The following is a 24,668-nucleotide window of genomic DNA, read 5'->3' on the forward strand; positions in this document are numbered from 1 at the left end:
GGTTTCCTTATGGTTCCTGGGTGCGCAACATTTTTAAAATGCGGTCGAGAAAAGTCGCCTGCGCCAGCTCATCCCGTTGGGAATGAATCAGGATCAAATTGCGCACCATGCGGGCAATGATGGTGCGCGGCGCGGCGCGCTGCAACATGCGGTCTTCGAACGTCATCCCCGAGCCTTGCAGCAGCTTCATGCACTCCGCGCGGGTGATGAGGCGGCCGCCGTAAAAAGGATCGATCAGGAAGGATTCCTCCGGGGTCTGATAGCGGCAGATGAAATGCACCGGCAGGTTGACGCCATGCACCGGCACTTGCAGCCGCCGGGCGATCAGCAGGTAGAGCACAGAGAGACTCACCGGGATGCCGGTGCGGCGCTCGATCACGCGGTTCAAATAGGAATTGTCGGGATCGTAATACTCCTCAACATTGCCGCGAAACCTCTCCTCCACGAACAGGACGTGATTGATCGTCTCGACGATGACGCGGCCGGGCTGGGTGTGTGGTGGTTCCGCCAGGCGGACACGAATGCGTTCGGCAAAACCATCCAGCTCTCGTTGCAACGGCGCAAGGTCCAGGTCCGGATAGCCCACCCGCGCCAGCAAAAAGGCGGCATGTTCGAGATCGATCTGTTCCTCCTCCAGTAGACCCAGGACATAGAATGAGCTGATCAAATCCTCCCGGTGGATTTGTGCCAGCACGTGGCGCGCCTCGATGCGGGTGCGGCCGTCGCCATCGTCACGCGCGGCCTGCCGCAAAAAGCCCTCGGCCTCCTGGCCGATCTGCAACAAATGCTCGCGTGCGATGCTGCGAATTTTGGCGTCTTCATCCCCCAGCAGGGTGATGAGCGCCTGAATTTCACTGGCAGATTTCTTCACCGTTTTTCACACCCTCGATGGAGTTCAGGATTTGTGCCCGGTTCACCGCGCCCGGCCCCCGGTTTGGGCCGCCGGCTTCCTGCCGCCCAGGCGATTTTCCGTGCCTGCGAGCAGGCGCTGAATGTTCTTGCGGTGGGTGAAAACGATGAGAAAGGCGAGCGCGAGGCTGAATTGAAAATGCGCTTCGGGAATCTCCTGGCGCGTGAACTTTTGCACCAGCAGCAACACCACCGGCAGGCTCACCGCTGCCAGCATCGAGCCCAGGGAAACATAGCGGGTGGCATACACCACTACGATGAAAATCACCAGGCACACCAGGGCGGCGAGCGGATAGAGCGCCAGAATCATGCCGGCGGCGGTGCCCACGCCTTTGCCGCCGCGAAAGCCGGCAAACACCGTCCAGATGTGGCCCAGCACGGCAGCCACGCCGGCCACGATCGGCAGCACGGTGGCATCGATGTGCGGCGTGCCCAACGGCTGCCAGCGTGAAATCCAGTGGGTCGCGGCAAAGCCCTTGAACACATCAACCAGCATCACCGCCAGCCCGGCCTGCCAGCCGAGCACACGAAAGACATTGGTGCCGCCGGCATTGCCGCTGCCTTCATTGCGAATGTCGAAATCGCTGCCGCGCAGGAGCCTGCCAACCAGAATCGCAGTGGGAAACGAGCCGGCCAGATACGCGGCGAACAACACCAGCAGGAATGACAGCATCGCATGTCCTCACGCAAACGCCGTTGCACGCGGCGCAGAAAAAGAGTCTTCGAAAACAGAGTGATGACTTGTCCGCCCCCGGCCTGGTGCACCGGCGAGGGCACTCCTGCCAAAGCGGCCGGCAATCTGCCGGGCTCATGCCTTTTCGCCGGCCGCGAGTTGTGAATCATTCCCCCAAAACAGCAATGGCCACCGCGCCGGGGCCGGCATGCACCCCCAGCGCCGGCGACACACTGGTAATCGGAACCTCGGCAAGTTCCAATTGTCTGCGCAATTGTCCCGCCAGAGAGGCCGCGGCTTCAGGGGCATTGGCATGTGCCACCATCACGCGCAGGTTGCGCTTGCCGGCGGCGGCCTGGGTGGCGATCGCGATCAACTTGCGGTGCGACTGGCTGCGACGGAAGGCCCTGGCCACCATCTGCGGCCGGCCCTCGGGGGTGATCGTGATGATCGGCCGGATTTTCAACAAACCGGCCAGCCCGCCGCGCCAGCGCGATACGCGGCCACCGCGCACGAGATAGTCCATGGTTTCGACCGTGAAGAACAGTCTGACATTTTGCACCGCCCACTGCACCCGTTTTTCGAGATCAGCCAGCATCATGCCATTTTCTGCGGCGATGGCGGCCTCTTTGACGATCAGGCCCTGGGCGATGCATACATTTTTGGAATCGATCACGCGAATGTTGATGTCCTGGTGCACCGCCTGTGCGGCCCGCTGCGCCGCCTGCAGGGTGCCGCTCAACGCGCCGGTGAGAATGATGGCCACGGCTTCGCGGTGATATTGCGCCGCCTGCAGGTAGACTTGTTTGAAATCCCCGGGCGCAGGCTGCGAGGTGGTGGGATGCACCGGGGAGGTGGCGAGCAGCTCGTAAAAATCACGGTCGGTGATGGTCACCTTGTCGATGTAGGTTTTGCTGCCGAAGGCGAGTGCGACCGGCACCATGTGGATGTTGTAGCGAATGAAATCTTCGCCGGGCAGGTCGCAGGCGGAATCGGTGATCACCGCCACCGTTTGCGCGGCAGGATCGTGATGCGCACGTGAGTGCTGGCTGCGCATGTCGTCCTGCCTGCAATTGACCAGCTCGCCGTATGCGCGCGCCACCGCGAAGACCTGCTCGGGCTCATTGCTGTGAATATGAATGCGCACGCGCTCGCTCGAACCTGCGACGATCATGGAATCGCCCAGCGGCCGCAGTTGCTCGCGCAGGGCCTGGCGGTCGATGTTCTGGCCGACGATGTAAGCCTGGGTGCAATATTGGAAGGTGATTTGCTCCGGCTGCTCTTCGACCCGCGCCCTGGCGTTGCCAAACGTCAGGATGCCCCGCGCCAGGCGTTCGATTTTGCCCGATTGCACGAATTGCAGGATGCCTTCCAGCAGGTGCACGAAACCCTGGGCACCGGCATCCACCACGCCGGCTTTCGCCAGCACTTTGAGTTTCTCCGGGGTGCGGTGCAGGGATTCGGTGGCGGCTTGCAGGGATTCACGCAGCAGGGTGGGGAAATCCGTGACGCGCTGCCAGGTGTCATGAATGTGTTGTGCCCAGTCGTGGATCACAGTGAGAATGGTGCCCTCGCGCGGCTCGGCGATGGCTTCGCGCGACAGGCGGGCGGCGGTTTTCACAGCGGCGGCAAACATGCCCAGGTCGGCGCGCGTCTTGCCGGAAAAACCCTCGGAGAGGCCCTGGAAAAATTGCGCGAGAATGGCGCCTGAGTTGCCGCGCGCGCCCATCAGCGCCGAATCTGCCAGCGCCAGACTTACTGCATGCACCGATTGTTCCTTGCAGTTGAGCGCGCCCTCCGCCACGCTGCGCATGGTCAGGGCCATGTTGGTGCCGGTGTCGCCATCCGGGACGGGAAACACGTTGATGTGATTGAGCTGCTCCTGCATTTGAATCAGGCGTTGCGCTCCGGCAATCACCGAGTCTTTCAGTCGCGGGCCATCGAGGTAGGTAATGGGCATCGCATACGCCTTGCAAGAATGAGCCGCAAAACTGTCGTCACCACCGTCATGGCAGCGGGCAGGGTCGCAAAATCATCCAAAAAGAACGGCGCAAATGTAGGCTGACTGCCCGGAAAAGTCAAGCGAAAATCAGGAAGCCGGGTGCGACCTCCACCACTTGCGGGATCGTGACGCAGGCCAATTTGTCTCCAGACCAGGAAGACCAATGGCTTCAACTTTTTCACCGGAATTATGTCAGAGCCGCGAAGCCGCCAGGCGCGGGAAGTGTGAAGGAGCCCGGTTTCGTTTGGTTGGGACCGCGACCAGCCGGCAAGTTTGACACCTGAATTTTGCATCCTGGCTTGCGGTTGCCCGGAAAAGATGGTGTGTTCACAAAACTCCGGCAGTTTCTTGCCTTCAAAGTCAAGCAAGACTTTTTTCGAAAGTGCAGCAGCGTTGCCCGGGAGATTCGCCCGTTTGCCCGAAGGCGGCACGGCTTCTCTCCCACGAAAATGGACTTCCCCCCCCAAAATGGCTTTTTCCGTGCAGCGCCAAAAACAGCTCCAGCGGAACGAACCGTTTGTCGCTGCGCTGGAGGATTTCTCATGATCGGGCGCGTTTTTGAGGAAGGCCAGGCAGGTCACTCCTGCCGGAGTTGACAGCATGTCGACCTGCAAAATTCTTTACGCCCCCCTCGGGTCGTAGGACGGCGTCGCAAGCGAATCGGCGTTCCCCGCGGAGGGATCAATCTGGGTGCAAAATTCAAGGATGCACCGTATCGGGCCGGGCGGCCAGGGCGGCGTGCTTGAGTTGCGCGCAGGCAGCGGCGGGATCGGTGGCGCCAAAAATGGCGGCGCCTGCCACCAAAACGTCGGCACCGGCACGCACGGTCGCAGCAACAGTTTCCACATCAATGCCGCCATCGGCTTCGAGCAGAATCGTGCGTCCGGTCGATCGAATCATCTCATGGGCCCGCTGCAGCTTGGGCAGCGTGCTGTGCAGGAATGCCTGCCCGCCGAAACCGGGATTGACGGTCATGACGAGCAGCAAATCGATGTCGCCCAGAATTTCTTCAACCAGCGTCAGGGGCGTGGCGGGATTGAGCGCCACACCGGCCGCTGCGCCGGTCTGGCGAATCTGCTGCACCACGCGATGCAAATGCGGACAGGTCTCCACATGCACCGTGAGACGGTCGGCGCCGGCCTCGCGGAACGCCGTGAGGTATTTTTCCGGATGCGCGATCATCAGGTGCACATCGAGCGGCAGAGAGCTGCAGCGCCGCGCCGCGGCCACGACCAGCGGGCCGAAGGTGAGGTTCGGCACGAAGTGACCATCCATGATGTCACAGTGAAGCCAGTCGGCGCCGGCGTTTTCGACCTGCTGAATGGCCTCGCGCAACCGCGAAAAATCCGCTGACAGAATGGAGGGAGCTAGCAGAATCATGAGGCAGGCAGTGTGAATGAAGTTCTCGTCGTTTGCAGCTTTCGCCGCCGGTGGCACACGGTGGTTTCAATCATTGCGATCCGGCAGGGCGCTGACTTCCAAATCGATGGTGGCGCCCTTTTCGACGATGGTATTGGCCTGCAGCGACTGCCGGATCACGGTTTCGGGCAGCAAATCCGGCACGATGGTGTAGGTGAGCTGGCCGAGGCGCAGGCCGGCCTGCTGGATTTTGAGCACGGCATCCTGCAACGTGCGGCCCTCGAGCTGCGGCACCACGAACGCCTCCGGCTCGGGCCCGACGCTCAGCGTGATGTTGACTTTGGTGTTCATCGCCACCTCGGCGCGCGGCGGCACCGACTGCCAGCTTATCACACCTTCGGGATGGATATTGGAATAGTCATAGTTCACCGAACCCAGCGCCAGGCGCGCCTGGTTGAGCAGCAACTCGGCTTCGCGCTGGGAACGGCCGACCAGCTCCGGCACTTGAATGCGCTTCTCGCCACGGCTGGTGACGACGTGCACGCGCCGGCCGTATTTCACTTTGGCGCCGGGTGCCGGGCTTTGTTCGAGCACGTACCCGAAGGGCAATTCATCACTGAAGCGTTCTTCCTCTTTGATGATGGCAAAGCCGGCATTTTCCAGCGCGGCCTTGGCGTCTTCGTAGCGCATCCTGGTGATGTTGGGTATTTCCACTTGCTGGCCGTGACGGGTGTAGAGCGGCATCGCAATCCAGTCCAGCAGCAGGCCCAATGCCAGTATCAGGGCGAACACACCGGTCAGCAGGGCGAAGAAGCGATTGTTCAGCACGGCGATCAGGCCGCGCCGCCAGAAACGCAAAGGTGGGGAGCCTTGGGGATTAAACACCTTGTTCATGTTTTCAACTCAGCTTGAGCAGATGTGCGGCGAAACTGCCGTCAAGGCCGTGGCGATGCGGCAGGGTTCGCACAAAACCCTGCGGGTCGCAAAAGCGGTCATCCACGAATTGCTGCGCCGGCTGCAACACAAACGCCGGATGGGTGGCCAGGAACCACGCGACCATCTCTTCGTTCTCCGCCGGTTCGGTGGTGCACGTGCTGTAGATCAGGCGTCCGCCGGGTGTTACCAGCGTGGCGGCATTGCGCAGAATCTCCTGCTGCAGTTGCACCAGTGCGGGAATGTCTTCCGGCCGTCGGCGCCAGCGCAGGTCGCTGCGTTTGGCGAGCACCCCCAGCCCGGAGCAGGGCGCATCCACCAGCACCAGATCCGCGGCGACGCCCGAAAACGTGCGGGCATCAGCCGCGATCATGTCGATTTTGCAGTGCACGCGTTGTGCGGCTTCCGCCAGCAGGCGCAAGCGTTTTGGGCTTTGATCGACGGCAATCACCCGGGCCTGCGGGGCCAGCTCGGCGAGATGCAGGGCCTTGCCGCCGGGCGCCGCGCAAAGATCCACAATCATCCCTCCCCTGGCCGGGGCCGCGAGATGTGCGACCAGCCCGGCGCTGCCGTCTTGCACCACAAAAGCACCGGCTTTGAAAGTTTCCAGATTGGCGAGATGATGCAGGGGCGGCATTTGGTAGAAATGCGGCAGCCCGGCAATTTCCTGCAAGCTTGCGCCGGCGGCGGCCAGTTCGGCGAGCACGGCTTGCGTGTGGCGCGCCGGCTGCACCACGCGAATCGTCAACTTCGGGATCTCGTTGTTCGCCTGTGCCAGTGCCAGCATCCCGGCATCGCCATGGCGCTCCCGCCAGCGTTGCAACAACCACTCGGGATAGCTCAGCGCCTGCGCCAGTTGCCCGAGATCATTGGCCTGCAGCAGGATCTCGGGGTCCGGCCAGCGCATGGGCGCGCGCAGGGCATTGCGCAGGACCGCGTTGCACAGCCGCGCCAGAGGTTCGCCAAAATGCGCGCGCGTCAGCTCCACCGCTTCATGCACCACGGCATAGGAGGGTACACGATCGAAATAACGAAGCTGGAACAATGCGCTGCGCAGGATGTTCTTCAACAACGGCCGCGCGCCGGCAAAATTTTTTTGAAAATGGCGGGCCAGCTCGGCATCCAGGCGGCGGCGCCAGCGGGTCACCCCGTTGGCAATCGCCGTGACCAACGCCTTGTCGGGCTCCGGCAGACGGCTGCGGCCGAGATGCTTTTCCAAAACCTGGTCGAGATAGGCGCTGCCGGTTTCCGCCTCGGTGAGAATGCGACAAGCCAGCCGGCGTGCTGCCGTTGGCCGCGCCGGCGCGGCAGGCGTCGCAGCAGTTGACAGGTCGGTCATGCGCGCTAGTCTTCCACCGCTTTCACGTCGGTGATGAAGTATTCGGTCTCCCCGAACCAATCAACCGGCAGGCCGACGTGCTGTTCGTAGGACAGCGCGACGCGTTTGCCCATGGTGCGGTTGATTTTTTCGGCGACTGCATCATCCCGCACGCTGAAGTAAAATTTTTCCGGCATGACGCCGGGCACGGTCGCCAGCGCCAGCTCGCCCTCCCAGGTTTTGAAGATCCAGCCCTTTTTCGACAGCTTCTGCACATAGCCGGCACGTTCGCCGCTGGAATAACTCCAGGTCAGCATCAACCAGGTGTAGAGGCTCACCAGAATGAGCGGGATCACGATCAACCCCGCCAGCCAGCGGCCCCAATGAAATCTTTTGCCTTGCATTTGCCCGACTCGAGTGAGTGTGAGAATGTTCCTTGAAAATACGCTGGCGCAGGCTTCCTGCCTGCAGGCGGACAGGTGGCCGGCGGCTGTTGGCAAGAAAATACACCGCCGCTCATCCCGGAGAAATCTCGCCGAGAAGGAGGCCCGGCCATGGTACTGAAGCAGCATGTCTTCCGTCTGACTCGTCCCTCCAGGGCGGCGCGATTTTCATTCCGGCAGTGTCGTATGGCAGTGGCTCTGCAAAAACGATCATGAACGCGACTATTTTGCCGCGCAGCCCTCCTGCCCGCGCAGCTTTGCCGACAAGAGGTCGGCGCTGGGTGATTTCGCATTTCATGGCAAAGGCATCCCGTGGGTTGCGCGAGCCGGGTTCGAATTCCCACAGAATCCCTGCAGCATGACCGCAATGGTGGCCGTGTTTTGCGAGGCAACCGGCCATCAGGGCGGGGATGTCCGCCCGAGTTTTTCGCCGGCCATGAGGCGATGGCCCAGCAAAAACTCGGCAGTTTTCATGGCGCGCCTGCCCGCCAGTTGCAGCTCTGTAACGGCCAGCACGCCGGCGCCGGTGGCGACCAGCAGCTCGCCGCTGCGGGCATCGACATGGTGCACGCTGCCCGGCGTGAGATCACCGGACCTCGCCGGCACCACCCGGCTGCGCAAGATCTTGAGAATTTTCCCCTGCCAGCGCGTGAATGCCCCGGGCACCGGGCTCAAACCACGAACCAGGTTGCAAATCGCCACCGCCGGCCGCTGCCAGTCGATCTCGGCGAGTGCATCGGTGATCTTGGGCGCGGGCGTGGCCTCCCCCACCTGCGGCTGCGGCACCAGCGTGCCCTGCTGCATTTGTTGCAGCGTCTCCAGCAGCAGCTCGGCGCCGAGCTGTGACAGACGATCGTGCAACTCGCCCAGCGTTTCTTCGGGGCCAATCGGCGTGCGCCGTTGCAGCAACACCTGGCCGGCATCGACATTTTCGTTGATCAGAAAAGTCGTCACGCCGGTTTCGGTTTCACCGTTGATGATGGCCCATTGCATGGGCGCGGCGCCGCGATACTTGGGCAGCAGCGCAGCGTGGATATTGATGGTTCCCCGCGGCGGAATGCGGAACACCTGTGGCGGCAGGATGCGAAACGCCACCACCACAAAGACGTCGGCCCGAAGCCGTTGCAGGCTGTCCACCAGGCCGGGATCATCCAGTCGGGCGGGCTGCAGCACGGTCAGGCCGTGTGCCAGTGCGCATTGTTTGACGGCGCTGGGCCGCAACTGCTGGCCGCGGCCGGCGCGCTTGTCTTCACCGGTTACCACCGCCACCACCGGCACACGCTGTTCGAGCAATTTTTCCAGGGACGGCACGGCAAATGCCGGCGTGCCCATGAAGACGACTTTCAATTCTTGCAGGGAAGCCACTGGCATGCCATGAATTGAGAAGCCCAAGTGCTGTTGCCCTGATTTGTCAGTGCCGCGCAGGCTGCCAGACCGCCGCCCCATCGTTGAACAGGTTGACAACTCCTGTCCGTCCGCAAGCACTGACTCTGCAACGATGGGTGCGGCAACGGCCCGGCCGTTGCCGCAAATACCCTGGATTTTTTACTCCGGCTCAGCCGGGGTGGGAACGTTTTCGGACAGACATCAACCTGGCAATGTTGCGTTGGCAGGTGGAGGCCGGTGAACTCTCCGCCGGACCCACCCTTTCTTTTTCACGCAGCCCTGTCAGGGTTAGAATTTCGGGCCGTGACCGGCAAGACGGCCGGATGCCATCTCCAGCCGGGTTTGCTCGGCCAGCGCCTGCAATTTCTTGTTGAGCATCCTGCGCTTCAAGGGACTGAGGCGATCCACAAAAAAAACGCCGTTGAGATGATCGATTTCATGTTGCAGGACGCGCGCAAACAGGCCTTCGAATTCCTCCTCATGCCGGTTGCCCTGCAGATCGGCGAAGCGCAGCCGGATGCGCTCGTGGCGCTCCACCTCGGCCTCGATCTCCGGAATGCTCAGGCAGCCTTCTTCCATGGTGAGCAGTTTGCCGGCCGTCTGCGCGACTACGGGATTGACGAAGGCGCGCGGGGCGGCGCCCGCGGTAATCAGCCCGGCTTCGACCACGCACAGCGCCTCGCGGCAGCCGACCTGATTGGCCGCCAAGCCGATGCCGCCGGCCGCCTGCATGGTCTCGATCATGTCGGCCGCCAGTTGCCGCAGCCGGTCATCGAAAACCGCGAGTGGCACGGCCTTTTGCCGGAGAATGGGATCACCATATTTGCGGATGGGGAGCACCGCCATTTACTTCGACTCCGTTTTTTCCAGCTTGCGGCCGATGCTGCTGCGCGCCACCTCGAGCTTGACGTTGTCTGCCACCTGCAGCAACACGGTCTGCTCCTTCTCCTTCACCCCCACGATCTTGCCGTAGATGCCGCACGACATGATCACCTCATCGCCTTTCTGCAGGCTGGCAAGCATCTTGCGGATTTCCTTTTGTTGCTTGATTTGCGGCCGCAGAATCAAAAAATACATCACCAGAATGAAAAGAACGAACATCAAGCCCATGTCGAAAATCGGATTTCGGACGCCCTGGCCGCCAGTCTGCAACAACCAAGTCAACAGCAACATATGCCCTCCTCTTTGCAAGCTCGTGGTGGTTTTCCGTCAAGTCTGTGGTGACGCGCAATAGCGATTGAAGAAGTCCTGTTTGAATTCGGCAAAGGTCCCGGCCGCAATGGCGGCACGCATCGCCGCCAGCAGGCGGTGATAAAAGCGCAAATTGTGCAGGCTCGCCAGCCGCATGGCGAGAATCTCCTGCGCCTGAAAGAGATGGCGCAAATAGGCGCGTGTATGCGTGCGGCAGGCGTAACAATCACACGCCGCTTCGATCGGCGAAAAATCGTCCTTGAACCGTGCGTTGTTGAGATTCAGCGGCCCCTGTGCGGTAAACACCTGGCCGCGCCGGCCGCTGCGCGTGGGGATGACGCAATCGAACATGTCGATGCCCAGCGCCACGGCATTCACAATGTCCTCCGGTTTGCCCACGCCCATGAGATAGCGCGGTTTTTCCGGCGGCAGCAGCGTGGTGGAGAGGTCGAGCATTTCCAGCATCGCGGCTTTGGGCTCGCCCACCGCCAGGCCGCCCACGGCATAGCCGGGAAAATCCAGCGCCAGCAACTCCTCGGTGCTGCGCCGCCGCAGATCGGCATGGGTGCCGCCCTGGGTGATCGCAAACAGGGCCTGCTCATGGCCGTAGAGCGGCTCCGCCGCGCGCCAGGCGGCCAGGCAGCGTTCCGCCCAGCGCGTGGTCAGCGCCAGGGATTTCGCCAGATAGCCGTATTCCGCCGGATAGGGCGCGCATTCATCCAGCACCATCATGATGTCCGAACCGAGTGCAAGCTGCGTGCGGATGACGCTTTCGGGCGTGAATTCATGAGGCGAGCCGTCCAGATGTGATTGAAAGCGCACGCCGTTGTCGTGAATCTTGCGCAAAGCCGCCAGGCTGAAAACTTGATAACCGCCGCTGTCCGTGAGAATCGGCCAGGGCCATTGCGCAAAGCGGTGCAGGCCGCCGGCGCGCCGCAGCAATGCCTCGCCCGGACGCAGGTAAAGATGATAGGTGTTGCCAAGAATGATCTGGCTGCCGACTTCGTGAATCTCGCTGGGGCTGAGCGTCTTGACCGTGCCCTGCGTGCCCACCGGCATGAACACCGGTGTCTGAATCTCGCCGTGCGCGGTGACCAGGCGGCCGCAGCGTGCGCGTGTGGTTTTGTCCCGCTGCAGCACGGTAAACGAGAACACCTGCAACGTCATCGTGGGGCTCTGCTCTTGCGTGTTTTTGCTCTCCGCTCACAGCAGCCGCGCCAGCGCATCATCCACCCGCTCCACCGGCACCACCGTCAGCCCCGGCGGCAGGGGCAGCCCGTGGGCGGAATATTTCGGGATCACCGCGTGCTGAAAGCCGAGCCTGGCCGCCTCGCTCAGGCGCTTCTCGAGCTGCGGCACCGCGCGCACCTCGCCGCCCAGTCCCACTTCACCGATCACCACCACCGTGGGATCGACCACGGCATTGCGCAGCGAGGAGGCGGCGGAAACCACGATGCCAAGATCCGCCGCCGGCTCTTCGATGCGTACGCCCCCGGCCACGTTGACAAACACATCGTAAGTGCTCACCCGCAGGCCGATTCGTTTCTCCAACACCGCGAGCAGCAACGCCAGCCGGCGCGCATCGATGCCGTTGGCCGTGCGTTGCGGCACCCCGTAGTGGGTGGCGGTCAGCAGCGCCTGCACCTCCACCAGCAGCGGCCGCGAGCCTTCCAGGGTGCAAATCACCACCGAGCCGGAGATGTCACCTTTGCGCTGCGCCAGAAAAATTTCGGAAGGATTGGCCACCTCCGCCAGGCCGTTCGGTTTCATCTCGAAGACGCCGATTTCGCGCGTGCTGCCGAAGCGGTTCTTGACCGAGCGCAAGATGCGGAACAGGTGGTCGCGGTCGCCTTCGAATTGCAGCAGGGTGTCCACCATGTGCTCGAGCACCTTGGGCCCGGCGAGATAGCCCTCCTTGGTGACGTGGCCGACGAGGAGGATCGTGATGTTCTCGTTTTTGGCCACGGTCAGTAAAGCCAGGGCGCATTCCCGCACCTGGCTGACGCTGCCGGGCGGGCTTTCGAATTCCGGACGGTAGACGGTCTGAATCGAATCGACGATCACCACCGCCGGCTGCAGGCTGGCGATGGCGGCAAGAATTTCGTCGAGGTTGGTTTCCGCCAAGATGAAGAGATGTGCCGAATCCAGGGCCAAACGCTGGGCACGCATCTTGGTTTGCCGGGCGGATTCCTCGCCGGTCACGTACAGGACCCGGAAATTCTCACACGCCAGCGCCGCCGCCTCCTGCAGCAGCAGGGTGGATTTGCCGATGCCCGGATCGCCGCCAAACAACACCAGCGAACCCGGCACCAGCCCGCCGCCCAACACCCGGTTCAGCTCGTTGCTGTGACAGAGAATGCGGCCGGGATCATCCTGCGAAATCTCGCGCAACGGCAGGGGCCGGTTGCGCCCCCCCGCCGCAGGCCGTGCCCCCCGTTGGGCGGGTGCCGGCACGCGCTCTTCGACCAATGTGTTCCATTCCCCGCATACCGGGCAGCGGCCGAGCCAGCGCAAACTTTGATGCCCGCAGTTCTGGCAAACGTACTGCCGGCTTTCTTTTTTCGGACGAGTCATGCGCTGCGGGCCCAGGGGTTTGGCCTGTCAAAAATTTGGCCTGCGTCACTTGTTGACGAGGCCAATCGCAACCACGGGCACGGAAGCCCGACAACCCAACCCGACTCGAACCGCATGCCGGCAGAGGGGATCGCCCCGCACATCACGCGGCTGCCGGAAGGCGCTGGCGGGCTTCCGTGAAATTTCACGCGGCGAAAATATTGATTTTGCCCCCGAAAGTCAAGGCATTACTCGGCCGGCGAGCGGCAGCGGCCCGCGTGAGCAGACTTTGCGCGGGCGTATCGCACCCCGTCGCGAAAACCGCCGCGGCAGCGCCGGCAAGATATTCAGTAGTTGCTTTTTCAGCAAAAATTTTGCAATGAGAGAAACAGCTTGCCTTGTTATTCTCCGGCAAGAAAAAGAGGTCGGAAGCTGCAAATTGGAATCCCGTGCCCGCTGCCCGCCGCTCTTGCTTGTGCATGGTCGTGTCCAGCGAGCAGCCTTCTGCCCTCCAGTGGGTCGTGCAAATCAGTCGTGCCAGCATACTGAAACGAATGCAAAAAACAAATTTCCGGAGTCCAGGCATGCCAGTCAGAATACTTGTCGTCGATGATGAACCGGATTTGCAGCTCATGATCACGCAAAAATTCCGCAAACAAATTCGCGAACAGGAGCTCGACTTTGCCTTTGCCCATAATGGCGTCGCCGCCTTGCAGATGCTGCAGACCAACCCGGAAATCGACGTGGTACTGACCGACATCAACATGCCCGAGATGGACGGTCTCACCCTGCTCGCCAAAATCAACGAGACCCATCCCCTGCTCAAGACCGTCATTGTCTCGGCTTATGGCGACATGAAAAACATCCGCACCGCCCTCAATCACGGTGCGTTCGATTTCGTCACCAAGCCCATCGAGTTCCAGGACCTGGAGATCACTCTGCGGAAAAGCATCGCGGAGGCGCAAAACCTGAAGCAGGCGGCGCGCGAACGGGACCGGCTGGTGGCCCTGCAGCGGGAGCTGGAGGTGGCGGCCACCATTCAAAAGAGTCTGGTGCCGCAAACCTTTCCCCCCTTTCCCCACCGCCACGATTTTGCCCTGCATGCCGAGATGATCCCCGCGCGCGAAGTGGGCGGCGACTTTTACGACTTCTTCCTCATCGACGATCAGCACCTGGGCTTCGTCATCGGTGATGTTTCCGGCAAGGGCGTGCCGGCAGCGCTGTTCATGGCGGTGAGCAAGACCCTGCTGAAAGCCACGGCGCTCAAAGGCGTGGCGCCGCATGAATGCCTGCAGCAGGTGAATCGCATCCTGTGCCTGGAAAGCGTGGACGAGATGTTCGTCACGGCCTTCTACGGCATTCTCGATGTTGCCAGCGGCGAGATTGCCTGCTGCAACGGCGGCCACAACCGCCCCTTTGTTGTCCGCGGCGACGGCCGGATCGAGATGCCAGCCGGTGGCGAAGGCTTGATGCTGGGGATGGTCGAGCATTGGGAGTATCAACCCGGCCGCCTGGTGCTCGCACCGGGTGACAGCTTGATCTTGTACACCGACGGTGTCACGGAGGCGATGGACCGCGGGCAGAATCAGTTCACCGAGGATCGTCTGGCCGAATGCCTGAAAGCTGCCCAGCAATCCACTCTGCCGGAGATGATTGCGAGTATTGTCTCCTGTGTGCGTGCCTTCGCCGGTGGCGCCCCCCAGACCGATGACCTGACTGTGCTGGCGTTGCGCTACATGGCCTGAGGCCGGACACACCCGCCAGACCTGCCGCTGCCTTAGCAGAAATCCACTTTATGAAAAAAAGTCCTCTCTGCCTCCTGCTGATTGTCTGTTGCTGGCGAACCCTGCCGGCGGTCGCGCCGACGGCCGGGCACGGCAAAGAATTCGGCATTCCATTTTTCAGATACTATTCCGCCCGCGAATCAGGCGGTGGCGTGCAGAACTGGAGTGTGGCACAGGATCCGCGCGGGGTGATGTATTTCGCCAACAACGCCGGCGTGCTCGAATACGACGGCGTCGCCTGGCGTTTGATTCCCATCCCCAATAGCAGCGCCGCGCGGGCGCTGGCGGTTGACGCCGATGGCACCCTCTATGTCGGCGCGCAGGGCGAGTTGGGCTATCTCGCGCCGGACCGGAATGGGGGCGGGATGACCTACGTCTCGTTGCGCGACAGCATACCCGCCGAATATCGCGATTTCGGCGACATTGCCAAATGTTACGCCACGTCCGCCGGCATTTATTTTCAGGCACTCGATCGTTTGTTCTTCTGGCCGCGTGCGGGCAGGCTGCGGGTGTGGAAACCCGCCCTGCCGTTTCATCTCTCCTTCCTCGTTCACGATCGCCTCTACATTCGCCAACCGGAAGTGGGCCTGCTGCAGTTGGTGGGAGACTCCCTGCAACTGGCGCCCGCGGGCGAGCGCTTTGCCGCGCTGCGCATCTATTTCATGGCGCCGGCCGGTGGTAATGCAATCCTGATCGGCACACGCGAGCAGGGACTGTTCTGGTATGACAGCCGCTCCGCCCGCCCCTTCCCCACGGCCATCGACGACTTTCTCACTGAAAACCAGATTTACCACGGCGAGGTTTTGTCCAACGGCGATTTTGCCCTCGGCACCTTGCGCGACGGTGTGGCCATCATCAACCGCCAGGGCGAGCTGCAGCAGCTTCTCAACAAAGCCGCGGGCCTGCCGGATGAAAACGTGCGCTACCTCTATTCCGACCGCCAGGGCGGTTTGTGGCTGGCGCTCAACAACGGCATCACCCGCGCCGAGATGCCGGCGCCGCTTTCCCGCTTCGGCGAGCTTTCCGGCTTAATCGGCGGCGTGGAATTCATTCACCGGCATCGCGGCCGGTTGTATGCCGCCACCGATGCCGGCGTCTTCACGCTGCAGCCGTTTCGCAGCGGACGCGGGCAGACCGCTTTGCTGCTGCCCTCCTTCCAACCGGTGGCCGGCATTGCCAGCGAGAGTTGGTGGCTGCTTTCCACCGGTGCCGTCTTGCTCGCGGCCGCAAGCGATGGCGTCTATGAAATTGATGGCGAGCAGGCCCGGCTGGTGCAGCCCTCCGAGGGACATTCCTTTGTGCTGCATCGTTCCCGGCTCGACAGCACCCGCTTCTTCGTCGGTTGGCGCGATGGCCTTGCCGCCTTTCGCCGCATCGGTAACACCTGGCGCGATGAAGGCGCGGTGGCGGGCATCACCGAAGAAATCCGCAGCATGCTGGAGACGGACAGCGGCATCCTGTGGCTGGGCACGCGCTCACAGGGCTACCTGCGCGTCGATTTCGGCGCCGGATTTCAGAAGAACCCGCGGGTGGAAAAATTCGACAGCCGCCACGGCTTGCCGGAAAATCTGGGGTGGGGAATCGTGCTCGGCCTAGACGGCCGGGAGCTGTTCGTCACCGATCAGGGCATCTACGCGTATGAGGCCGAGGCCCGGCGTTTCGTGCGCGATACGACCGCCGCCACCGCGGAAGCCAATCGCGCCAATGCCACGGGCGAAGTGCTCGCGGATGCCGCCGGCAATTTGTGGATGCAGTTGATCAAGAAGAACGGCAGCGAAATCGGTGTGGCGCGGCGACGGCCTGATGGTTCCTATCATTGGGAGGCCACGCCGTTTCATCGCTTCGCGGATTTCACGGTGTGGGACATTTATCCGGAGGCCACCGGCGTGGTCTGGTTTGGCGGCCCGGACGGCCTGGTGCGCTATGACACCACCATCACCAAAAACTACGCCGTCACTTTTACCGCGCTCATCCGCCGCGTGGTCACCATCGGTGGCGATTCCCTGCTCTATGGCGGCGCCCGGTTCGGGGAGGGCGGCGAGCCGCCGCGCCTGCCCTATTCCAAAAACAGTGTGCGCTTCGAATTCGCCGCCCCCAGCTTCGATGACGAGACGGCCACCCGCTATCAATATTTTCTGGAAAACTTCGACAAAAGCTGGTCGGAGTGGACCGCGGAAACCAGGAAGGACTATACCAACATCTCCGAAGGCACCTACTGTTTTCGTGTCCGCGCCCGCAACCTGCACGGACAGCTCAGCACGGAAGCCGGGTTCGCCTTCACCATTCTGCCGCCCTGGTATCGCACCTGGTGGGCTTATGGGGTCTATGCCGGGCTGGCGGCACTTGCCATTTACGGATTGATCAAGTATCGCACCCGCCAACTGCTGCAACGCAGCCGGGAGTTGGAGCACACCGTGCAGCAGCGCACCGAGCAAATTCGCCAGCAGGCCGAGGAGCTGGAGACACTGGACGGCATCGTGCGGCAGATCAACCGCGAGCTGGATCTCGCCAGCGTGCTGCGTTCACTGCTGGAGCAGGGGCTGAAGCTGTTTCCCGCGGCCGAGAAAGCCTCGGTACTGCTGCGCGATTCCACCACCGGCCTGTTCAAGTTTGCCGCGGCCGCCGGCTATGATTTGAATCGCATGAAAGACATTGCCTTCACGCCCGCGCAGCTCGAGCAGCGCTATGCCGCCGGCGCCGAGGAAGTCGGTGAGGGCGTATATCTCGTGCGCAATCTGCAAAATCTCTATGTGGAAGAAAAGCGCAATGCGATCTCCACGCCGATTTCCGTGCTCGCCATGGCCGCGGTGTGGCACGGCCAGATCGAGGCCTATCTGGTTTTCGACAATCTCTCCCATATGCGCAGCTTCAGCCGCGCCGACGCCCACAAGCTCAACCGCTTCCGCAGTCATGCTGTCTCCGCCATCATCAAAGCCAAAATCCTGCAGGAACTGCAGCAGAAGAATGTCGAGATCCTGCGCACCCAGGAGCAGCTCATCATGCAGGAGAAGCTCGCCTCGTTGGGCACCTTGACGGCGGGCATCGCGCACGAGATCAAAAATCCCCTGAACTTTGTCAACAACTTTGCCGTGCTCTCGCTGGAATTGCTGGACGAGCTCGAACAGGAGCTCGGGCAGATTGCCGAAAGGATCGACCCGCGCACGCGGGTGAGCCTGACGGACCTCCTGGGCGCACTCCGGCTCAATGCACAAAAGATCAACGAGCATGGCCGGCGCGCGGACGGCATCGTGCGCGGCATGCTGCAACACGCACGCGCGGAAACCGGGGAGCGCGAGAGCACGGAGCTCAACGTGCTGGTGCAGCAGGCGGTGAGCCTGGCGTATCATGGCATGCGCGCGAATGAGCCCGACTTCAACACCGCGTTGCAGGAGGATTATGACCCGCTGGCCGGCCGGCTCGAAGTCGTGCCACAGGATCTCAGCCGCGTGCTGCTCAATCTGCTCAACAACGCCTTTTATGCCGTGCATCAGAAAAAGAAGCAGCGCGGCGACAACTATGCGCCGGTGCTGACCGTGCGCACGCGCAGCCTGGGCGACAAGGTCGAAATCCGCATTCATGACAACGGCACCGGCATTCCCCCGGCGGTGCGCGACAAGATCTTCAATCCCTTCTTCACCACCAAGCCGCCGGGCGAAGGCACCGGCCTGGGTTTGTCGATCAGCTTCGACATTATTCAAAAACATCGCGGTGACATGCGGGTGGAGACCGAGGAGGGCAGGTTTACGGAGTTCATCATCACGCTGCCACGCGCCACCGGCGCCAAGGTTTGAGTGGCGCAAGCACGAATTGCGCAGCAGAAACAAAAAATCCCGCCGGCCGCCTGGCCCGCGGGATTTTTTGTTTCGATTTGTCACGCCAAATCACTTGAGAAACGACATCTTGCGCGTTTGTTCAAAGCCGTTCACGCGCAACCGGTAGAAATAGATTCCACTCGGCACGAGTTGGCCGTGATCGTCACGGCCATCCCAGGTGTAGGCATGGCGGCCGCCCGCCAGTTCACCGGCAACCAGGCGGCGAACCTCCTGGCCGTTGATGTTATAAATCAACAACTGCACCGCCCCCGCCTCCGGCATGCTGAAACGGATGGTGGTGCTGGGATTGAACGGATTCGGGTAGTTCTGCGCCAGCTCATAGCTGCTCACTGCCGTGGCGCTGATCGCGTTTTCTTCCTCTGCTGTAAAGCGCGGCCGCGGCAGGGCCGGCACATACGAATGCGGCACAAAGATCACGCCCTCTTCCAGCGAAATGGCCCTGGCCACCACCGCGCCCTTGAATCCGCAATCTTCTTCGAATTGCACTTTGGCATGGGGCGCGATCAGCCAGCCCATAAACAGCGACTCCTCGCCGATCTCGAGCTCCTTGCGCTGCAGCGTCGTAAACGTCACCTGGTTGCTGGACAAATGACCGCCGGGCGTGATGCTGACCTCGACCTTCTCGTCGATTTCCAGCTCGCTCACCACATTGATATTCACCGGACCGCCGGCAACGTCGATCGCCAGCACCGCGCCGTCATCGGCCTCCAACTCATTCACGAAATAATCGCCCGCGCTCAACTGCAGGGTGCCGCGCTTGTCGATTTCGATCTTGCCGTAGGCGCCGGGCGGCAAGTTCAGCGCGCCTTTCTTGGGTACGTACACCTTGCCCGTCTTCGGCGCAGTGAAAACCGGTGCGGGCAGGCCGAGATTGGCCACCGCGGCGCTCTCCTCGGTTTTGCCGGTCACGCTCGCATGGCCGGCCACATACAGCCGTCCGCCGGCGTAAACATTGCCCGCGATCACGTTGCTCTTGAAGATCGCAATGTCGCTGACCGCCGTGAGAGTGCCGGAATGTCTGCCCGGCTCGCCCTTCTCGAACAAGATACTGCCGTTGGAGTGAATATCGCCGACCGAGAACTTGTTGCCCTCGATGCGAACATATTCGTCGCCAAACAAAACGAAGCTGCGCACGATGGTGAGGCGGGAGAAGCCGCCCACGCCGCCCTTGCTGATGGTTTTCGAGGTGACATTCACCGTGCCGCCGAGAAATTCCCAGGTCGGATCTGCCAGCGTCTGGGCACCGCCCTTGAGATTTTGCGCCAGCGCCGCGGTGGCATCATGCGAGATGAAGAGTGTCAGGTCGGCCTCGGGCGTGCCGTCCAGCTCGGTTGTGTCATAGCGAAACTCGATGGTGGCATCGAGATTTTGATTGTTGGTCGGCATGACATCAAAGAAACGGCGGCCGCTGATTTTGTCGGGGTTGATCACCTGCGGCACGTTGCCACGCGCGATGGTGGTGACACCCAGCGGCACCGGCGTGGTGATCTTCAAACCCAGGTTGCCGACGTTTTCGCCCCGGGCCAGATCGTTGAGCACGCGCGTCACCTGAATGGCGCCGCCCCCGCCGATGACGATATTGCCCGGCGTTTCCACCAGCGTGGCATTCTCGCCGAAGGTGACAACGAAGCCGTTGAGATTGAAGTCGCCATTCAAAATGCGGAGTGTGCCGTTCAGCACGATATTCTTGCTCAACGTCACACCCGCGGGATTGTTGATGGTGAGATGGCGGACGATATCCGGCAACTCGTCGCCGGTCACCTCCGGTTCGGTGCCGTCATACACCACGTCATCGGAACGCCAGGCGCCGTAGCCATCGCCACTGCCGCCGGCGTATTGGGAGAGAGCCGTCTGCGCCCACAGCAACGCAGCGCCGAGCAGGATCAAAACTGGAAACTTGCATTTCATGGGTTGGTCTCCGCGCAAAAAGCGAGCGCCGCGCCAGGCGGGCAGCTCACGGTCGGGAATGCGATGCAACGAATTTTTCCTAAACGCCGGCAGCACTGTCATGGCATGGCCGCGCTGCTCAGGGCGCAGTGCGCACGCAACGAAAACCGTAGTTGTTCACGCGCTTGGCGTCCGGGGTGGCGGCGCAGGCGCGATCCGCGACGCGCAGCAACGAAGCACTCTCCGTCCACGCGCCGCCACGGAAGCCGGAGCCCTCCGCGCCGGTGATGCCGGCTGCGGTATTGGCATCGCAACCGGGCCAGTCGGCATTGGTGGCATTGCCCTCATTGCCGGCGGCTGTGGTGAGCAAGCCATCGCCATGCGTGCCGGTGAACTGGCGGCCCACGGCGCTGCCCACCGTGACCACGCGCTCCCAAAGATTGCCGCTCAATTCCATCACGCCGGCCAGGGCGGCGCCGGCTTGCACGCGGCTGCCTGCTGAAGCCGCCGCATAGATGCCGCCGCGCACCGGGCCGTTGATGCCTTTGCCGAAATTGGCGTTGGCATTCGCCGGGGCCGCGGTTTCACTGCCGCTGCCGTCCTCGCCGTGGTGACCGGTTTGCTTGATGAGATGGGTGTTGCCCCAGGCATATTCACCGGCCACCGCTTGTTGTCTGCCGCGACACGCTTTTTCGAACTCCAATTCCGTCATCGGCCGCAATGCCGCCCAGTCGGCATAAGCAGCGCCATCCTGCCAGGAGAGAAAATTGCAGGCGCGATCGGGGGCGGCCGCTTCAAATTCGGGATGCCTGCCCCGGATGGTGCCGCGGAAAGCAGTGTAGTCGGCCTCTCCCGTGGGCGTGCGGCGTGCCGCTTCCACCGGACGCAGGAGATTCAGAAAATCGGCGTATTGCCCCTGGGTGATTTCATACTTCATCACATAGAAGGCGGCATGTCCTTTGGGGAATGCCGCAGGCAGGGACTGGCTGACGTGATCATCGAAATCATCTTTGTGAGCCATGCCTTGCGCATTGTTGTTGCCCAGGCTGTGCGCTGCGCCGCCGCCCAGCATCAGCGCGTCCTCACTGGTGATCTCGAACGCTTCTCCACTTGTGCCTTTCTCAAACTGTCCGGCGAGGCTTGCAGCGGCAGGATCACCGAGCTGAAAACTGCCGGCGGGCAGATAGACCATCTCGATTGCGTGCACCTTGATCACGGTGTTTGGTGTGATGCTGGTGAGACCGTCTGCGCTGTAATTCCAGCGCAGGCGCGTCTGCTGCCAGTTAACCGCACCGGCGCCGTTGGCGGCCCGGAAGAGGAAAAGCCCCTTGCCGTCGGGCACGGTTTGCACGGCTGCTGCAACGCCGTTGTCCTTGCCCACCTGGTGATCGTTGCGGTGCGCCGAGAGTGTGGCGTGTCGCCAGGTGGCGCCGCCGTCAGTGCTGTATTTCAAAAAGACCCAGGCGGCGTCATAGTTGTACGGCTGCGCCTGCCCCGCGCCGGGCAGATCCGTGCGCCAGGAGTTTTCCCAACTCAGGTCGAATTGCACCAACACGTGACTGCCCGCCGCCTCGTGTTTGAGCGAGACACGTTTGACTGCAAGATTGTTGGCGCGGGCACCGCTGCCGATCAAGGCCAGCGTGAGCGCGACCACCGGAAGGAACAGGGCCTTGCCGTGCTTCATTTTCTTTCTCCAGGAGGATAAGAATGCCAAAAATCAACTCAGGTCATGAGGTGAAGGCAACAATAGCATGCCAAAAGGTCAGCAGCAACAAAAAAACGGCGGGGAGATAATTTTTGCGGGTCGTAGCGCGGCAAATTTGCCAGAACCAAATCTCTCAATCACAAACGGACACGAAACTGCGCAGGTGGGAATGACCGCTTTGAGGCTTGGAATGAAACGTCGCTATCTGTGCGGTCCTGCTGCAAGCCTCCGCGAGTTCCCGACGCCAGATCGGCGGTAAGCTCGGAAAGATGCCTCCAGATTGACCGGCTCCAGAAATTGACTTCATTCACCGGGAAAACGCCGTGATGTACTTCGAGACGAATGAACAATTCGGCAGATTCTCCGTGGTCATGAGGGTTTTTCCCGGGTAATTTGCCATGCCCGTATGGGCACCCAGCGGGATGAAAATGCAGCGCAGACCTCTTTTCTGCCTGCACGCTGGCTGCCTGCGCCACGGCATTTTCGTAGTATAACCCATGCGAACCTGAACTACCTTGCGATGCTGGAATCTGCGGAAAAATCCCCTCCCTCGTCTCCTGCTCTTTGCTGACCGCGTGAAGGCGTTCTCCTGCCGGTTGCGGGCATCCCCGCAACCGGCATCTCCCACGCCAACGGCATGTGCTTCCCCCTTAGACTTATGAGTCAGGGGTGTGGCAGCAGTGTAAACATGGTTCATCCCAACGCGACAGCAGTAAATTCCCCCTTGCACCTGAGACAAAGTACCCTTACTATGTATCATCGTTTTCGCCATTTTATTGCGGGGTACGGCAACCCCCTCCTCGACAACTCCATCTCCATGTCCGCCTCCCGGGGTCTTGCCTGATCGCGAAAGTGAGCTTTGTGCCTGAATCCAATCAACTTTTTTACCTGCTGTTCGAATGGCGAAAGGAGAATACCGGTGGAAAAACTTCAAAGAGGGTGGGACGGTTTTTATCACCCCCGCAGCGAAGATGAGGTGCGCACCCTGATTTTGCACGCACGCCGCGAGGGCTGCCAAACCCGCGTGCGCGGGTCCGGGCATTCGGTCAATCGCGCGATTTACACCGAAGATTTCGGCCGGGCGCACCGCGCGGGTCTCGACCTCATGCTCGATCAACTCAGCTTCACGCCGGGCAATCCCGACGACAAAGTTCGCATCGATGCGAAGAACAAAACCGTGGCCGTCAAGGCCGGTTGCCATCTCGGGTTCGATCCGTATGATCCCGCCGGCGTTTCGAGCTGGCAAAACAGCCTGCTTTATCAACTCGCGCAACAGGGCCTGGGCGTGGCGGATTTGGGCGGCATCATTCATCAAGCCGTCGGCGGTTTTATTTCCACCGGCTCCTCGGGCGGCTCGCTGCAGGATTCTTTCGGCGAGGCGATCATCGGCCTGAAGCTCATCGACGGTACCGGCAAACTGCACGAACTCACGCGCGCGGGCGGCGATGACAAATTTTTCGCCGCCGGCGTGTCCATGGGCTTGCTCGGCATCATTACGGAAGTCACGTTTTCTCTGGTTGAAAATTTCAACATCATCGGCGAGCAATCAACCACCGACATCGACAAAACGCCGATCGATCTTTTCGGCAACGGCACGGCGGGCAAACCGAGCTTGCAGAATTTTCTTTATCAAAAAGATTTCCCCTACATTCGTTTGATGTGGTGGCCGCAGCAAAAGGTCGAGCGCTTCGTGGTATGGAAGGCGAAGAAGATGCAGAGCTCGGATTATAATTCTGCGACCGGCACACCGCAAGATTTCAAGCCACAGCCGTATTGGGAATTTCCCCGCTTCGGCAAATTCAACTTCAAAACCAAACGCTTTGCTGCCGACATTCCCACCGAGGGTCCCTCCGAATTGATGGCGGAAGGCGCGGGCGGATTGTTCTACAGCATCGTGGGCAATTGGCATCAAGCCGTGGCTTTGCTCAAGCCCGGCTTTCTCGCCAAGTGCGCGCTCAAGATCGTCGATTGGCTGTTTCCAAAACAAATTCTGCCCGCGGTGCTCAAGGCGTTCAATCCGCGCGACAGCGATCCCGATCCGGTGAGCGGCAAACCTTCCGGGCCGCAAAAGTTTTGGGATTATTACTGGAGCAGCCTGCCGATGGACAACCGTGTGGATGACAAGCTCGTGCCCACGGATTTCACCGAGATTTGGATTCCGATTTCGCACACCGCGGAAGTGATGCGCACGATGCGCGATTTCTACAAAAAGGGAGGCTACAAAGCCACCGGCTCATACTCGTGCGAGCTGTATTCGGCGAAGAAAAGCGATTTCTGGCTCAGTCCCTCGTTCGGCGAAGACATGTTTCGCGTGGATATTTTCTGGTTTGGCTACAACGCCGATGATCCGCAGCAGGTTTACTATCCGCAGTTTTGGAAACTGCTCATGCCCAGGTTTCCGTGCCGCTTTCATTGGGGCAAATACCTGCCGGTCGATCCGAATTATCTGCGCGCGCAATATCCGAAATGGGAGGCGTTCATGAAGCTGCGCGCGGAAATGGATCCGCAGCAAATTTTTGTGACGCCGTATTGGCGGGAGCGGTTGGGGGTTTCAGCGAAGTGAGAGTGGGAGAGGGGGAGAATCGGGGAGAGGGAGAATAAACGTAACGAAGAGGGCAGGCTTGCAACGGCGCAAGAGTCGGGCAACCCTAAACGGCGCGACGCACGGGAAGCGCTGGTGAAATCACGAAAC

Annotated in this window: 19 protein-coding genes; 3 read left to right on the forward strand and 16 right to left on the reverse strand. The window is 61.3% G+C overall.

Features of this window, described 5'->3' with window-relative positions; genetic code table 11:
- Positions 1-7: 7 nt before the first annotated feature.
- The 14 genes from ONB52_09245 to ONB52_09310 all read right to left on the reverse strand — a co-directional run bounded on the left by ONB52_09245 (position 8) and on the right by ONB52_09310 (position 13,248).
- Positions 8-871: a transglutaminase-like domain-containing protein gene (locus ONB52_09245; GenBank protein ID MDZ7416328.1), complete on the reverse strand. Its 864-nt coding sequence runs from the start codon at positions 869-871 to the stop codon at positions 8-10.
- A 42-nt stretch (positions 872-913) separates the two neighbouring features.
- A complete protein-coding gene (gene plsY, locus ONB52_09250) occupies positions 914-1,582 on the reverse strand; it encodes a glycerol-3-phosphate 1-O-acyltransferase PlsY (protein ID MDZ7416329.1) in 669 nt (222 codons plus the stop codon).
- A gap of 166 nt (positions 1,583-1,748) precedes the next feature.
- Entirely contained in the window at positions 1,749-3,542 is a 1,794-nt protein-coding gene (locus ONB52_09255; GenBank protein ID MDZ7416330.1) for a DegV family EDD domain-containing protein, read from the reverse strand.
- Positions 3,509-4,186 (reverse strand): hypothetical protein, encoded by a 678-nt coding sequence (locus ONB52_09260; protein MDZ7416331.1) that lies wholly within the window; start codon positions 4,184-4,186, stop codon positions 3,509-3,511. The genes ONB52_09255 and ONB52_09260 overlap by 34 nt, the downstream gene beginning before the upstream one ends.
- A gap of 97 nt (positions 4,187-4,283) precedes the next feature.
- Positions 4,284-4,964, reverse strand: a complete 681-nt coding sequence (rpe, locus tag ONB52_09265) for a ribulose-phosphate 3-epimerase (GenBank protein MDZ7416332.1) — start codon at positions 4,962-4,964, stop codon at positions 4,284-4,286.
- 66 nt (positions 4,965-5,030) lie between these two features.
- Positions 5,031-5,837, reverse strand: coding sequence for a PASTA domain-containing protein (locus ONB52_09270; GenBank protein ID MDZ7416333.1), 807 nt, complete (start codon positions 5,835-5,837; stop codon positions 5,031-5,033).
- Positions 5,838-5,841: 4 nt separating this feature from the next.
- A complete protein-coding gene (rsmB, locus tag ONB52_09275; GenBank protein MDZ7416334.1) occupies positions 5,842-7,215 on the reverse strand; it encodes a 16S rRNA (cytosine(967)-C(5))-methyltransferase RsmB in 1,374 nt (457 codons plus the stop codon).
- A gap of 5 nt (positions 7,216-7,220) precedes the next feature.
- The gene (locus ONB52_09280; protein MDZ7416335.1) at positions 7,221-7,598 is read right to left on the reverse strand and encodes a hypothetical protein; all 378 of its coding nucleotides are present in this window, start codon (positions 7,596-7,598) and stop codon (positions 7,221-7,223) included.
- A gap of 438 nt (positions 7,599-8,036) precedes the next feature.
- A complete protein-coding gene (fmt, locus tag ONB52_09285; GenBank protein MDZ7416336.1) occupies positions 8,037-9,002 on the reverse strand; it encodes a methionyl-tRNA formyltransferase in 966 nt (321 codons plus the stop codon).
- A gap of 309 nt (positions 9,003-9,311) precedes the next feature.
- Entirely contained in the window at positions 9,312-9,869 is a 558-nt protein-coding gene (gene def / locus ONB52_09290; GenBank protein MDZ7416337.1) for a peptide deformylase, read from the reverse strand.
- Positions 9,870-10,196, reverse strand: coding sequence for a preprotein translocase subunit YajC (gene yajC / locus ONB52_09295; GenBank protein ID MDZ7416338.1), 327 nt, complete (start codon positions 10,194-10,196; stop codon positions 9,870-9,872).
- Between the two features lie 36 nt (positions 10,197-10,232).
- The gene (gene tgt / locus ONB52_09300) at positions 10,233-11,381 is read right to left on the reverse strand and encodes a tRNA guanosine(34) transglycosylase Tgt (GenBank protein MDZ7416339.1); all 1,149 of its coding nucleotides are present in this window, start codon (positions 11,379-11,381) and stop codon (positions 10,233-10,235) included.
- 36 nt (positions 11,382-11,417) lie between these two features.
- On the reverse strand, positions 11,418-12,788 hold the full coding sequence (gene radA / locus ONB52_09305) for a DNA repair protein RadA (GenBank protein ID MDZ7416340.1): 1,371 nt from the start codon (positions 12,786-12,788) through the stop codon (positions 11,418-11,420).
- 184 nt (positions 12,789-12,972) lie between these two features.
- Positions 12,973-13,248 carry a hypothetical protein gene (locus ONB52_09310; GenBank protein MDZ7416341.1) on the reverse strand — a complete coding sequence of 92 codons (276 nt, stop codon included), beginning with the start codon at positions 13,246-13,248 and terminating at the stop codon, positions 12,973-12,975.
- Positions 13,249-13,351: 103 nt separating this feature from the next.
- Between ONB52_09310 and ONB52_09315 the strand changes: the two genes are divergently transcribed.
- Positions 13,352-14,512, forward strand: a complete 1,161-nt coding sequence (locus ONB52_09315; protein MDZ7416342.1) for a SpoIIE family protein phosphatase — start codon at positions 13,352-13,354, stop codon at positions 14,510-14,512.
- Positions 14,513-14,562: 50 nt separating this feature from the next.
- On the forward strand, positions 14,563-18,342 hold the full coding sequence (locus ONB52_09320; GenBank protein MDZ7416343.1) for an ATP-binding protein: 3,780 nt from the start codon (positions 14,563-14,565) through the stop codon (positions 18,340-18,342).
- A gap of 90 nt (positions 18,343-18,432) precedes the next feature.
- Here ONB52_09320 and ONB52_09325 read toward each other — a convergent pair whose 3' ends face one another.
- Positions 18,433-20,292 (reverse strand): T9SS type A sorting domain-containing protein, encoded by a 1,860-nt coding sequence (locus ONB52_09325; GenBank protein ID MDZ7416344.1) that lies wholly within the window; start codon positions 20,290-20,292, stop codon positions 18,433-18,435.
- A gap of 118 nt (positions 20,293-20,410) precedes the next feature.
- Positions 20,411-21,955, reverse strand: coding sequence for a formylglycine-generating enzyme family protein (locus ONB52_09330; protein MDZ7416345.1), 1,545 nt, complete (start codon positions 21,953-21,955; stop codon positions 20,411-20,413).
- Between the two features lie 940 nt (positions 21,956-22,895).
- On the opposite strand from ONB52_09330, the gene ONB52_09335 reads away from it, so the two are divergent.
- Complete coding sequence (locus tag ONB52_09335) at positions 22,896-24,539, forward strand: hypothetical protein (GenBank protein ID MDZ7416346.1); 1,644 nt, start codon at positions 22,896-22,898, stop codon at positions 24,537-24,539.
- Positions 24,540-24,668: the final 129 nt, after the last annotated feature.

It is taken from the genome of candidate division KSB1 bacterium (assembly GCA_034506255.1).
Classification (GTDB): domain Bacteria; phylum Zhuqueibacterota; class Zhuqueibacteria; order Zhuqueibacterales; family Zhuqueibacteraceae; genus Coneutiohabitans; species Coneutiohabitans thermophilus.

What these genes read in the sequence shown, in the direction of transcription:
- def (MDZ7416337.1), bottom strand. Translation starts at nt 9,869, where the DNA reads ATGGCGGTGCTCCCCATCCGCAAATATGGTGATCCCATTCTCCGGCAA.
- ONB52_09320 (MDZ7416343.1), top strand. Translation starts at nt 14,563, where the DNA reads ATGAAAAAAAGTCCTCTCTGCCTCCTGCTGATTGTCTGTTGCTGGCGA.
- ONB52_09325 (MDZ7416344.1), bottom strand. Translation starts at nt 20,292, where the DNA reads ATGAAATGCAAGTTTCCAGTTTTGATCCTGCTCGGCGCTGCGTTGCTG.
- ONB52_09255 (MDZ7416330.1), bottom strand. Translation starts at nt 3,542, where the DNA reads ATGCCCATTACCTACCTCGATGGCCCGCGACTGAAAGACTCGGTGATT.
- yajC (MDZ7416338.1), bottom strand. Translation starts at nt 10,196, where the DNA reads ATGTTGCTGTTGACTTGGTTGTTGCAGACTGGCGGCCAGGGCGTCCGA.
- ONB52_09280 (MDZ7416335.1), bottom strand. Translation starts at nt 7,598, where the DNA reads ATGCAAGGCAAAAGATTTCATTGGGGCCGCTGGCTGGCGGGGTTGATC.
- radA (MDZ7416340.1), bottom strand. Translation starts at nt 12,788, where the DNA reads ATGACTCGTCCGAAAAAAGAAAGCCGGCAGTACGTTTGCCAGAACTGC.
- ONB52_09315 (MDZ7416342.1), top strand. Translation starts at nt 13,352, where the DNA reads ATGCCAGTCAGAATACTTGTCGTCGATGATGAACCGGATTTGCAGCTC.
- rpe (MDZ7416332.1), bottom strand. Translation starts at nt 4,964, where the DNA reads ATGATTCTGCTAGCTCCCTCCATTCTGTCAGCGGATTTTTCGCGGTTG.
- ONB52_09270 (MDZ7416333.1), bottom strand. Translation starts at nt 5,837, where the DNA reads ATGAACAAGGTGTTTAATCCCCAAGGCTCCCCACCTTTGCGTTTCTGG.
- ONB52_09260 (MDZ7416331.1), bottom strand. Translation starts at nt 4,186, where the DNA reads ATGCTGTCAACTCCGGCAGGAGTGACCTGCCTGGCCTTCCTCAAAAAC.
- plsY (MDZ7416329.1), bottom strand. Translation starts at nt 1,582, where the DNA reads ATGCTGTCATTCCTGCTGGTGTTGTTCGCCGCGTATCTGGCCGGCTCG.
- rsmB (MDZ7416334.1), bottom strand. Translation starts at nt 7,215, where the DNA reads ATGACCGACCTGTCAACTGCTGCGACGCCTGCCGCGCCGGCGCGGCCA.
- ONB52_09330 (MDZ7416345.1), bottom strand. Translation starts at nt 21,955, where the DNA reads ATGAAGCACGGCAAGGCCCTGTTCCTTCCGGTGGTCGCGCTCACGCTG.
- tgt (MDZ7416339.1), bottom strand. Translation starts at nt 11,381, where the DNA reads ATGACGTTGCAGGTGTTCTCGTTTACCGTGCTGCAGCGGGACAAAACC.
- ONB52_09310 (MDZ7416341.1), bottom strand. Translation starts at nt 13,248, where the DNA reads ATGCACAAGCAAGAGCGGCGGGCAGCGGGCACGGGATTCCAATTTGCA.